This is a genomic window from Lactiplantibacillus songbeiensis, from assembly GCF_005405125.1.
In the GTDB taxonomy this organism is placed as follows: domain Bacteria; phylum Bacillota; class Bacilli; order Lactobacillales; family Lactobacillaceae; genus Lactiplantibacillus; species Lactiplantibacillus songbeiensis.
Genome location: NZ_BJDL01000016.1, coordinates 41,887 through 53,869, shown reverse-complemented (window position 1 = coordinate 53,869; position 11,983 = coordinate 41,887). Strand labels below are relative to the sequence as shown.

The window sequence follows — 11,983 nt, the reverse complement described above, 5'->3', positions numbered from 1 at the left end:
CGCCCTAATTTAACCAATGGATACCTCCCCTGTAGATTGGATTTAGTATACCATATTTAGCCTTCTTGGGGAACGTACGTTTCGATAAAAACTATTAAATCCTGGCATTCATCCCGCGATTAAAATCGCAGGTTTTCTGCTTGGTTTTTAATAAACCGTGGTTTTTGCCAATTAAAACGTCCGCCTTAAGCGCGTAACGTCATTTTTCCTTCAACTTGATCAACAATCGTAACCGTTCCTGGTGCCACTTGGTCACGCGTTGGTTGTTGACCAGTCAGCTCAAACCATAATGCCCGTAAAGCAGCCGTGTTAATGACGACCAACACGTTGCCATCCGCCGGTGTGCCAGCAGTTACTTGGGCTAAACCAGCCGTATATCGTTGCCAAAATTCCGTCCCACTTTCAGCCAAGCTCGCCGCATCATGGTCATGTAACAAGCTTTGTAAGTCGCGGGGCGTCTGGTCAGCTTCAAACGCTGTCAGACTTGGATAACCTAACTTCGTCGCAAACCCTGACCAGACCGCGGCTTGTTCAAGACCTTCAAAGCCACCGTAGAATGGCCCGCGTAAGGCTAATTTGGTGTGGATTTTAGGTTTAGCAGCTTGTGTTGCCAAGATAGCGCGCGCTGTTTGGACACCGCGACTCGTATCACTTGTATAAGCCGTTGCAAAATTCACACCTGCTAACTGCTTACCAACAGCTTGACTGCTTTGCAGACCAGCCGGTGTTAGTGGGGTGCCGCTCCATCCTTGGAAACGGTCCAATTGATCGAAGTAAGTCGTCCCAGTAACGACCAAATATAAGGTGATAGCTTTCATCGTGGGTCCCTCTTTTACATGTATTTTCATTCGTCTAACCACTATAACACGAAAGCGAGCCATTCCGCTGAATGACTCGCTCAATTAGTCTATTGATTTGCTTGATTAACGCACCACTAAAACTGAAATTGGTGCATGCTTGGCCATATAAGCCGCTTGTGACCCGAAATACTTCCGGACCCCTTTTTTAGAAATCGACCCAATCACTAACAAATCTGGTTTTAAGGCCGGAATAATATCCTTAACAATCGTTTCACCAGGATCGCCTTCATCGACAACCGTCGTGACATCTTTAATTCCAAACTGTTCAGCTAACTTTTGATATTGCTGAACGTGAGCTTCGAGATCAGAGCGTTGTCCATGAATAAAATCTTTACTCATAGCTTCGTAAACATTCATATTGTCTTGTTCGAGAATCGACACAATCGTCAACTTCGCGCCATCGGACTTGGCACGATTAATCGCATAACGAAAAGCTAACTGGGCATCATCTGAGTCATCGACCCCCACTAAGATGTGTTTAAATTCCTTGGGACTCATTTCTGACATTTTTTACAGCTCCTTATTGTGCAAAAGTAACTGATTAACTACCTTGATTTTCAGTTAAACCGAGCTATTTGTCAACTTTCTCGGTCGGTTTGTTTTCTTTTAAGACCCGCGCTGGATTCCCAACGACAACCACGTTATCTGGGAACGAATGCGTGACCACCGCGCCAGCACCAACGACCACATTATTGCCTAAAGTAACCCCAGGTAAGACCATCGCGCTGCCGCCAATCCAGACATCATTACCAATTGTAATCGGTGCCGTCCGTTCAGCTTCCGTCCGCCGAACCGTTGGATCAAGTGGATGTACCGGCGTATACAAGCCGACTTTAGGACCGAACTTACAATCATTCCCGATCTTAACCACGCCTTCATCACAAATTGTGACCCCGTGGTTCGCATAAAAATGATCACCAATTGTGATATTAACGCCATAGCTAAATTCAAACGTTGGTTCCACGAAGAAGCGGTCGCCAACTGAGCGTAACAGGCCCTTCATTTTAGCATTGCGTTCATCATTATCCGCAATCTGATTGTATTGCATAATACTTGTCCGAACATCATTCCGTAGCTTTAATAACTTTGGAGACTCCATGTAGAGTTCGCCATTAATCATTTGTTGGTACGCTGGATCTTTATCGATTTCCATGCTGAACTTCCTTTATTTGAGTGTTGGCTGGTTTAGAATTTATTAACTTTCTGAAAAAACCATATATTTAGCATACCACACTGCTAAACGGATTGTTTTTTGGAACCGGTATTAAGCTTACGCTTGGCGCTAGTTGGTTTAAATTGCCACTCTGGTTGGCCCAGAATCGGCTGGAACGTGGTGGCCGCGTTCGGAAGCCACAGCTCGGTCTTCCAAGCCGGGCTTTATCTAAGTCGGAAAATCACCAACTAAGATAAACGACACCACTGAGCCAATTCTGGGCCGCCCGTCGTTAATTATTGACTATTTATAAACTAACGTTAATTCATTACAGCCAACCTGACTATTATCTTCAAAGGGTCAACTTAATGGTTGGGTCTTAATTTACAAGCTATCAGCCAATCACCTGACCTTAGCCTTAGCCGCAACTTGTGATCACACTCCAAAAAATGATCGCCAAAAAACGAGTGAAAATCTTTTTTACCAGATTTCATTCGTTCTTTTGACGATCATTTCCATTTTTTATCGGCCAAACAACTAGCCCTAGCTTACTTCAAATATTTAGCTGCTTCCGTCCCAGCCTGGCGACCAAAGATAATAATCTCAGCGACTGAGTTCCCGCCAATTCGGTTACTACCGTGTAAACCACCAGTAACTTCACCAGCTGCGAATAATCCTGGAATAGCCTGACCAGACTCCTTCAAGACTTCCGTTTGTGGATTAATCTTCACGCCACCCATCGTGTAATGAATTCCGGGCGCAATCTTAATGGCATAACAGGTCTTGCCATTCAATTGATGATCCATCCCAGTGGTCCGATTAAAGTCAGTATCTTTCTTATTCTTAACAGCTTGATTCCAATCCGTCATCGTCGTCTCAAAAGTACTGCTTGGCACATGCAACTTTTTCGCCAAAGCAGTCCAAGAATCAGCGGACTTCACAAAGCCTAACTTTTGATATTGGGCAATTGATCCAACCCGCGCCTTAACCCCACTATCAAAGACCACGTAGGCATCTTTATTTGGTTGCTTATTGATGGCAGCTGAAACTAGATCTCGCGTCTTCAATTCATTAACGAATCGTTTTCCGTTTTGATTAACCAAGATGCCACCTTCACCACGTGTGGCTTCACCAATCAAGTAAGCCGGCTTTTGATGCACCGTTGGATGGATTTGAATCTTATTCATATCGACGGTGTAGCCGCCCATGGCCGTAATTAGCTTAATCCCGTCACCAGTACTCCCTTTCTGGTTCGTGGTCACATAATTAGCTAAATCAGGACGATACTTTTTGATTAACTTCTTGCTAGCACCATAGCCCCCAGTCGTCACGATCACGGCTTTCGAACTAATCGTCTTGGTCTTGTCCTGATTGATTTTAACTTTAACACCACTAACTTTACCGTTAGTTTGATTAATCTTAGTAACATCAGTATTGACAAACACCGGAATGTTTTGTTTCTTCACATTACGCAATAACCCTGTCACTAAATAACCGCCAACCGCTGAACCGTCAGCAGGACGATGGGTCCGTTTGACACTCATGCCACCAGAAATCGTTAGGTTATTTAGTTTAATATCCATACTATCTAACCAATCAACGGCACTCGCTGAATGATTAACAAAGAACCGGAGCATCTTTTTATCATTAGTCCCATGTCCACCTTTTAAGGTTTCTTCATAAAACTTTTGATTGGTATCTTTAATCCCATCTTTTTTCTGAATCTTCGTTTCGGAAGCATTCATCCCGGACGATGCTTTCAACGTATTCCCACCAGCAATTGGCATCTTTTCCAAAATAACCGGATTCAAACCTTTATCCTTAGCCGCCAAAGCCGCAGACATCCCAGCCCCACCAGCGCCAACGATAATCACATCATATTTTGATTTAAGATCCTTCGCTGGCGTATATTTTGCCGTTGAAGCTGAACTCGTCACCTGCGTCGTTTTCTTAGCCGAATGACTAGCACTACTCTTTTTACTGGTGTTGCTATTACCACAGCCACTTAAACTAGCCGTGACCATTGCTAGCCCCGCTGCAATGGTGATTAACCGACTTTTCATAAATAATCCCTCCAAAATAAATTTCATTACAAGCTTAATGTTAACATAGGTAAACGTTTGTGAAAACGGCTTCATTAACATCCATCTCAAAAGGACACAAAAAAGCCAATTAACTTAACGCTAACCGGCTACAAAAATAAGTCTATGGTGTGACCTTAATAATCGTTTTACCAACAGTTGTCCCCGCTTTTAAAGCTTGTAACGCAACGGCGGCTTGATCAAACGGCTCAACCGCACCAATCAGCGGGTCAAGCTTTCCAGCCACTACCAACTGAGCAATTCCATTTGCCATAACGGCTAAATCATGAATAGCGAGTTCGTCATTTGACCGATAGACGCCACCTAAACCAGATCGAATTAGGGCCAAAGCCCGGTCATCTAAGTCCATATGATCAGGAAGACCATCGCCAATCGCAACAATCTGGCCATTATACGCCATCCGATCCGTATCAGCAGCGAGTTCATCACCGCCAATCGTATTCAAACTAATATCCACACCTCGGCCATTCGTCGCGGTTAACACGGCTTTCGTCACATCTTCATGATGATAATCAATAATTGTGTCCGCGCCAACTTTTTCAACCAAAGCTAGCTTCCGTTCCGAAGTCGTCGTAATCGTCTGTAGTCCCAACTGATGAGCGAGTTGTAAGGCCGCTAAGCCAACCGCCCCGCCACCAGCATGAATGAGCACGCTATGGGCCGTCGTCAGATTCACTTTTCGATACAAGGCTTGATACGCGGTTAAGTTGGCACATAGAATTGCCGCGCCTTGTTGATAGCTCAGTTCAGCTGGCAGATGTGCAACTCCTGCTGCCAAAGTAACGGTATACGCTGCCAAGCTTCCATTTCGTCTTAGGTCACCATGATAAAAGACCCGGTCACCCACCTTAAAGCCGCTAGCACGGACGCCAACTTTGGTCACTTCACCAGCGACATCGATGCCGATAATATGTGGGGTGGCCCACGCCGCGATTCCGGCATCGATCACTTTATAGTCAACCGGATTTAACCCGACCGCATGGACTTTCACTTGCAGTTCATCATCATCTGGCATTGGGATGGCCACATCCGCCATTTTTAAGTTTTCTAAGCCTAAGGTCGCTTGATTCGGTACGATCCATGCTCGCAAAAGAATCTCCTCCTATTCATCTATCTGGACAAAATGCGTATTACCTAGACCGCCACCCACTTGCATGACGCTGCCGCCATGCCGTAGCTTACCAAGGTTAACTGGTCGAAAATTCAATGGTCGTACTAAGGCCGCGAATGTTTTCTTAGCTGCGACATCATCGCCGGCATAGAAAAGGACACGGCGACCGGGGCCCGGCACTTGACCCGTCATAAAGTCTGGTGGCAACGTATTAAAGGCTTTGATAACCCGCGCATTCGTCGCCGCTTGCGCAATCACTTCACTGCCCGTTAATGGCGCAGTATTAATCTTCTTAAAATCAGCCGTGAACTGATTCGTCACATCAATCACAAGCCGTTGTTCAAAGTCCGGCACCGTTTTTAAAACGGCTGGCGCTTGTTCAAATGGCACGGCGATAATCACGATTGGCTGCTGCAACGCTTCCGCGACTTCGACAAAAGCCACTTGTGGGCCAAATTCCGCGCGCCGCGGTGCCAAACTAGCTGCCCCACTGTGACGACTTAATTTAACTTGATGATCACCTTGGGCAAAGGTTTGCGCCAGCACACTACCAACCGTCCCAGCCCCAACGATTCCGATGTTCATTCACATCACCACTTTCAATTAATACCCTAATTCTAAACTAAGGTCAAAACGATTCAAAGTTTACTGCTTAGACAGCGGGCGATAAAAGCCATTTTTGGCTATAACGAGGCTAACGATTCGGGGCCAATCGACAACTAGCCTTCCTCAATGTCATGCAACTAAAAAAGGTGATTGAATCAAGCTTGATTCAATCACCAGCATGTCACTTATTTTTCTACGATAACCTAATACTCATTAGTGCTGGGCTTGATACTGATCAATACCAGCTTTCAATCGCTGCAATCCATCCGTTAATTCAGCGGTGGGACAAGCGATATTGATTCTAAGAAATTGACGGCCATCCCCACGATAGACATCCCCGGCCGATATGAACAAGCCGGTGTTGGCACGAATCTCATCAGCTAATACTTTAGAATCTGGTGCAATCTGACTAATATCTAGCCAGACCAAATACGTGGCTTGCGCTTCAATGACGGTCACCGCCGGTAATTCCGTCTGGATAAATTGTTGCAGTTGGCGCTGGTTAGCCGCTAACTTTTGGCGTAATTCGGCGACCCATTGACGGCCTTGCGTATAAGCAGCAATGCTGCCTGGTACCGCAAAGCTATTGGGTTCAGCTAACTCGTCATTGTTAATGCCGCGACTGACCCGCGCACGAATCGTTGGATCAGGGATCATTAACGTCGCCGCATGTAAGGCCGCCACATTAAACGTTTTGCTAGGTGACACTGCGGCGATACTGTTTGCGGCCACATCCGGGGTCAATGATGCAAATGGCGTATATTGGTTGCCGTTTAAGGTTAAGTCAGCATGAATCTCATCAGCTAAAACTAGCACATGATGTTGTAACGCTAACGTCCCGATCCGTTGCAAAGTTGCCCGTGACCAGACCAGTCCAATTGGATTATGTGGGTTGCAGACGATCATCAAAGTCGTCAACGGATCAGCTAACTTGGTTTCTAAATCGTCAAAATCAATCGCATAGTGTCCGTCATGATAGACCAAGTCGCTGGAAACCGTATGCCGGCCGTTATTCTCAATTGAATGATAAAACATATTATAGACGGGCGCTTGGACTAAGACATTGTCACCCACCGCCGTCATCTTCCGTACAATTGATGAAATCGCTGGCACTACCCCGGTACAGAACAGTAATGAGTCCAGTTGTGGGCGAAACTGATGCTCACTGGCCCACCAATCAACGACTGCTTGATAATAAGCCGCTGGCAGTTCTTCATAACCGAAAATACCGAAATCAGCCTTGGCCTTTAACGCCGTAATAATCTCCGGCGCCGTTTTAAAGTCCATATCGGCAACCCACATCGGTAATTCATTCGGCTTAACATCCCACTTAACAGAATTAGTGGCCCGGCGATCAATCACGGTTTCAAAATCATACGGCATGGCGATCACGACTTTCTGTGGCGACACTGATCACAGTTTGATGCGGATCAATTTCAGGATCATCCATAATAATCTGACCGATGGCTTGAGCATGAATCTTACCACTAATCGGATTCTTGACACTATCAATCGTCGAAACGATATCGGCATCAATATTGCGACAATATTCGAACGCTAAATCCGTATTCAATAACGTACAGTTTTCCAACGTGACGTCATCCATGTAACAGAGGCCTTGGTCACTTTCAATCGTACAGTTGACGAAACGAATATGTTTAGAGTTCCAGCCAAGATATTCGCCAATGATTTGCGAATCATAGACCGTCACATTCTCACAGTTCCAAAAGGCATCTTTCGTCATCAACGTGGCGTTGTGAATCTCGATATTTTTCGCACCATCAAAGGCATAATTACCCACTAAGTTAAAATCGCTGGCTTGAATATTTTCATTGTTCATCCCAAAGTAATCCCCAGCCGCTTGGACATCATGCAGCTCGATATCAGTCGAGTGCCATAACGTTTCTTCGGCATGTGGCATATGCACATGGTCGAGCTTAATCTGGCTAGCCCGCCGGAACAACTTTGGCGCTTGCAAAGTGCTGTTCGTAATTGTGATATCCTTGGTATACCAAATACCAGAACGTGACATCTCTTCAAAAATCGAATTGTCGACCGTAATATGTTGGCTATACCATAACGGATATTTCCACTTAAAAATCACTTGATTCAAAGCAATATGTTGACTTTCTTTCAATGGCGATTCGCCATCCGCAAAAGTCGTGTTGTTAATTTGGAGGTCACGCGCTTTAAATAAAGCCCGCTCCCCGGTTAAGAATTCTTGATTGATTGTTTTCAAAGTTAATTGTCCCCTTTTCTAAGTCGACACCAGCTAAGCATCTGAGATTATCTTAGTACCTTCGAGCGGGACTAAGGCAAGCCCCAAACTCAAAAAAGGCTAAAAAAATCGACCAACGCGAGCTGCACGTCGGTCGACTAGAACATCAACTTACTTTTCTTTGAGTTTCACTTTTACCGGTTTGGGACTAACAATCCGCAAACAGCGCCAGATTGCATAGCCAAAATTCATGATACTCAAAATCAGCATCAGTCGTGATCGTTTGGATTGCATTCATTGTCACCTCATTGTTAGCTTACTTCGTATTCTGCAACTGAATCATATCATAATAATAACCCCGTTGCTTTAATAAGTCGTCATTCGTCCCACGTTCCACAATCTTACCTTGGTGTAAGACTAAGATCAAATCAGCCTTTTGAATCGTTGATAACCGATGAGCGATCGCAATCGTGGTCCGGTTTTGCTGAATCCGATCCAGACCCGTTTGAATCATCGCCTCAGTTTCGGTATCCACATTCGCCGTAGCTTCATCTAAGATCAAGATTTTGGGATCCGTGACAATCGTCCGGGCAAATGAAATCAATTGCCGCTGACCAGATGAATAACTAGCGCCCCGTTCAATGACCCGTGATTGATAGTTTTGTGGCAAATCATTAATAAATTCATCTGCCTTCACGAACTTCGCAGCCGCTTCCACTTGTTCATCTGAGATCCGATCATTAAACATCCGGATATTCGAATTGATGTCGCCATAGAACATAAAGGGTTCTTGTAAGACTAAGCCCAGCTTTTGCCGCAATTCTTGGGCCGGGTAATCACGAATATCACGATCATCGATCAGGACTTCTCCGGATTGAAACTCATAAAAGCGCATCAACACATTGATCGTTGAGGTTTTCCCGCTCCCAGTCTGTCCAACCAACGCCACCGTTTGACCTGGTTCAGCCACAAAGGATACGTCATTTAAGACTGGATGCACCCCATCATAAGCAAACGTCACGTGCTTAAATTCAATCTTGCCACGCGTAATGGTCGCACTTGGATCGGCATGCTGGGCGGGTGCCATCGTGGTATCATCCATGACACGCAACACTCGTGACCCCGCAACGACCCCATCTTGAAAGTCAGATAAGTTATCCATCATTGAGGTCAGTGGATTATAGAAATTATTCAAATACGTGATAAACGCATAAACGACCCCGGCAGCCACGTAGCCATTCAAACCACGCACCCCAAAGATACCCAGGATCATCACTGTTCCAAGCGCGTAGAACATATTGATAATTGGACTTAGTAATAAGGAATTCGTCCGAATCATCGCTTGGCGCGTCTTAAAGTAAGCATCATTAGTCTGATCGAATTCACCATTAATCCGGCGTTCTTGCCGGAATTGTTGAATCACACTAATCCCAGTAATCGCTTCGCTTAGCTTCGTATTCAATTCACTCAGCCGTTCCCGCATCCGCCGGTAGACTCGTGAACTATAACGTTGGTAATACCAGATAGCTAAGCTTAAAAACGGCATGAAGACTAACAACCACAACGCAATCGTGTGATCCGTAAAGTACATCGCCAAAAATGACGAAATCACCGCAAAAAAGGCGGTAAACAACGTATTAAACAGCGCCCAAAAATTCGAAAATGACATCGTATCATTAGTTAGTCGCGACAGAATCGAACCACCTGGAACTTGGTCAAAATAGCGCATGCCCATCCGATGTAATTTACTAAACATTTGACGGCGGACATTTTCAAGCATATATTCAGCACCCATCGTACTCGTGAAGTTCTGGAAGAATTGCATCAAGGCCCGTGTCAACATGCCGAAGAAATACAGCCCTGCAAAGTACCACATCACAGGCACAGTCGCGTGTCCCGTTCGTAAGTAATGATCGATAAAGGTTTGTAAGACTTTCGGTAAATAAATATTAACCAGACTAATGAGACCAGACATGATAATGGTCGTGATAAAGAACCATTTAAACGGCTTCGCATATGGTAAAAGCCGGCGAATCACGGTTAACTGCTCTTTGACCGGCATACTACGTGCCCATACTGATTGACGTTCAGCCATTATTGCACCGCCCCTTCCACTTTAGTCTCAAGTTGTTGGCGGGTGAACATCTTGGCATACCAGCCGTGTTGCTGCATTAATTCAGCATGTGTCCCCCGTTCAACCACTTCTCCGGCATCCAACACGATAATCTCATCCGCGTTCATCACTGAACTTAGGCGATGCGCCGCAATGATGGTCGTCTTATCCGCGCGTTCAGCTTTCAAGTTGGCTAAGATTTCGGCTTCAGTCTCGGCATCGACCGCGGACAACGCATCATCTAGAATCAGTAATTCGGGATTAATCAACAACGCCCGCGCAATCGCTAACCGTTGGCGTTGCCCACCAGATAAGGAAATCCCTTCTTCACCAACTTGCGTGTCATAGCCCTCTGTCATCCCGGCAATTTGATCACTCAAATCACTTTTAGCCGCGACCGCTTCTACAGTGGCTTGACTCACCGTAGGATCAGCGAAGCGAATATTTTCTCGAATCGTGTTTGAGAATAAGAAGCTGTCTTGGGGAACGTAACCAATCGCTGGTAAAAAGTTATCCAACGCATATGATTTAATGTCATGACCACCGTAACTAATCTGACCGTCATAATTATCAAATTCCCGTAAAATCAACTTCATCACGGTTGATTTACCAGCCCCCACTCGGCCGACAATGCCGAGCGTTTGCCCAGCTTTTAGTTGAAACTGGACATTACGCAAGCTGGTCCCGGCATCATTAGGATAATTAAATTGCTTAACTTGATAGTCGATGTCCCCAGTTGGGCGCTGAGCTAAGCCATGTTTTTGATCAACAATCGCACTTTTTTGATTTAATAAATCCATCACCCGATCATATGACGCATTGCCCCGTTCCATCGTATTAAAGAGCATCCCGACCGCAAACATCGGCCAGACCATCATGCCTAAATACGTAATAAATGACACCAAATTACCAATCGTAATCACATGGTGAGTAACATACAAGCCGCCTAATACAATCGTGGCCGCATATGAAACCGCGATAATAAACGTAATCGCGGGATCAAATAACGAGTCGAGAATATTCACGCGGCGATTAATCTTAATCGTTTGGTCAATCTGCTGATTAAAGTCTTTGACGTCGGCTTTTTCTTGTCCCAATGCTTTAATGACTTTAATCCCACTAATACTTTCTTGGGCTTTATTGTTCAACCGTGAAAAGGCCGCTTGTGACGCGCGAAAGGCCACGTGAATCTTTTGCCCCAAATACCACGACACCACCGCCAACAACGGGAAAGGGACGACTGCAATAATCGTTAATCGCCAATCGATCAACATCATCATCGCAATCAATGTCGTGCCACCCGTAATAATCGAATCGGCGAATTGCAAAATACCGCCGCCTGCGACCCGTTCAATGGCTGTTAAATCATTCGTGGCGTGGGCCATTAAGTCCCCGGTCCGATACGTCTGATAAAAGGTCGCATCCATCTTCATAAAATGCCAAAATAACCGTTCTCGCAGCGTTCGTTCTAGGCCAGCCGCGCCACCCCAAATGGCATTGCGCCATAAGTAACGAGTCAAATACTGACCAATGGCCGCAGCCGCAATAATGACTAAGTACACCGTTAACGAGCGAGCGGTTAGCGTGTGCTGGTCGATGCCATCGACTACGTTTCCAATAATCCGGGGCGGTACAATGCCAATAATTGCCGTTAGAATAAGACCAATGACCCCAGCTAAATATAATTTCCATTCCCGGCGAAAATACCAGCCGAGCTTTAAAAAGATACTCACGATGCACCTCCAAAATATTAATTAAATTTTAATTAAACAAGCATTAATTTTATCATATTTTTTGTTTAATGCTGGATATTTTGTTCG

11 protein-coding genes are annotated in these 11,983 nt (G+C 45.2%); all 11 read right to left on the bottom strand.

The window, feature by feature from the left end; genetic code table 11:
- Positions 1-185 precede the first annotated feature (185 nt).
- The 11 genes from FFM77_RS06555 to FFM77_RS06510 all read right to left on the bottom strand — a co-directional run bounded on the left by FFM77_RS06555 (position 186) and on the right by FFM77_RS06510 (position 11,896).
- Positions 186-818, bottom strand: coding sequence for a histidine phosphatase family protein (locus FFM77_RS06555; RefSeq protein ID WP_137634963.1), 633 nt, complete (start codon positions 816-818; stop codon positions 186-188).
- Between the two features lie 105 nt (positions 819-923).
- Positions 924-1,367, bottom strand: a complete 444-nt coding sequence (locus FFM77_RS06550; protein WP_137634962.1) for a universal stress protein — start codon at positions 1,365-1,367, stop codon at positions 924-926.
- Between the two features lie 64 nt (positions 1,368-1,431).
- Positions 1,432-2,013, bottom strand: a complete 582-nt coding sequence (locus FFM77_RS06545; RefSeq protein WP_137634961.1) for a sugar O-acetyltransferase — start codon at positions 2,011-2,013, stop codon at positions 1,432-1,434.
- A 548-nt stretch (positions 2,014-2,561) separates the two neighbouring features.
- Positions 2,562-4,076, bottom strand: a complete 1,515-nt coding sequence (locus FFM77_RS06540; protein WP_137634960.1) for a flavocytochrome c — start codon at positions 4,074-4,076, stop codon at positions 2,562-2,564.
- A 142-nt stretch (positions 4,077-4,218) separates the two neighbouring features.
- Positions 4,219-5,205: a zinc-binding dehydrogenase gene (locus FFM77_RS06535; RefSeq protein ID WP_137634959.1), complete on the bottom strand. Its 987-nt coding sequence runs from the start codon at positions 5,203-5,205 to the stop codon at positions 4,219-4,221.
- A 12-nt stretch (positions 5,206-5,217) separates the two neighbouring features.
- Positions 5,218-5,811, bottom strand: coding sequence for an NADPH-dependent F420 reductase (locus FFM77_RS06530; protein ID WP_137634958.1), 594 nt, complete (start codon positions 5,809-5,811; stop codon positions 5,218-5,220).
- 234 nt (positions 5,812-6,045) lie between these two features.
- Positions 6,046-7,215 carry a MalY/PatB family protein gene (locus FFM77_RS06525; protein WP_137634957.1) on the bottom strand — a complete coding sequence of 390 codons (1,170 nt, stop codon included), beginning with the start codon at positions 7,213-7,215 and terminating at the stop codon, positions 6,046-6,048.
- A complete protein-coding gene (locus tag FFM77_RS06520; protein ID WP_137634956.1) occupies positions 7,205-8,071 on the bottom strand; it encodes a DUF3737 family protein in 867 nt (288 codons plus the stop codon). The genes FFM77_RS06525 and FFM77_RS06520 overlap by 11 nt, the downstream gene beginning before the upstream one ends.
- A gap of 150 nt (positions 8,072-8,221) precedes the next feature.
- Positions 8,222-8,344, bottom strand: a complete 123-nt coding sequence (locus FFM77_RS14235; protein ID WP_263390724.1) for a hypothetical protein — start codon at positions 8,342-8,344, stop codon at positions 8,222-8,224.
- A 22-nt stretch (positions 8,345-8,366) separates the two neighbouring features.
- Positions 8,367-10,145 carry an ABC transporter ATP-binding protein gene (locus tag FFM77_RS06515; protein ID WP_137634955.1) on the bottom strand — a complete coding sequence of 593 codons (1,779 nt, stop codon included), beginning with the start codon at positions 10,143-10,145 and terminating at the stop codon, positions 8,367-8,369.
- Positions 10,145-11,896 (bottom strand): ABC transporter ATP-binding protein, encoded by a 1,752-nt coding sequence (locus FFM77_RS06510; protein WP_137634954.1) that lies wholly within the window; start codon positions 11,894-11,896, stop codon positions 10,145-10,147. Before FFM77_RS06510 ends, FFM77_RS06515 begins: the two co-directional genes overlap by 1 nt.
- Between the last annotated feature and the right edge of the window lie 87 nt (positions 11,897-11,983).

What these genes read in the sequence shown, in the direction of transcription:
- FFM77_RS14235 (WP_263390724.1), bottom strand. Translation starts at nt 8,344, where the DNA reads ATGCAATCCAAACGATCACGACTGATGCTGATTTTGAGTATCATGAAT.
- FFM77_RS06540 (WP_137634960.1), bottom strand. Translation starts at nt 4,076, where the DNA reads ATGAAAAGTCGGTTAATCACCATTGCAGCGGGGCTAGCAATGGTCACG.
- FFM77_RS06515 (WP_137634955.1), bottom strand. Translation starts at nt 10,145, where the DNA reads ATGGCTGAACGTCAATCAGTATGGGCACGTAGTATGCCGGTCAAAGAG.
- FFM77_RS06550 (WP_137634962.1), bottom strand. Translation starts at nt 1,367, where the DNA reads ATGTCAGAAATGAGTCCCAAGGAATTTAAACACATCTTAGTGGGGGTC.
- FFM77_RS06555 (WP_137634963.1), bottom strand. Translation starts at nt 818, where the DNA reads ATGAAAGCTATCACCTTATATTTGGTCGTTACTGGGACGACTTACTTC.
- FFM77_RS06525 (WP_137634957.1), bottom strand. Translation starts at nt 7,215, where the DNA reads ATGCCGTATGATTTTGAAACCGTGATTGATCGCCGGGCCACTAATTCT.
- FFM77_RS06530 (WP_137634958.1), bottom strand. Translation starts at nt 5,811, where the DNA reads ATGAACATCGGAATCGTTGGGGCTGGGACGGTTGGTAGTGTGCTGGCG.
- FFM77_RS06545 (WP_137634961.1), bottom strand. Translation starts at nt 2,013, where the DNA reads ATGGAAATCGATAAAGATCCAGCGTACCAACAAATGATTAATGGCGAA.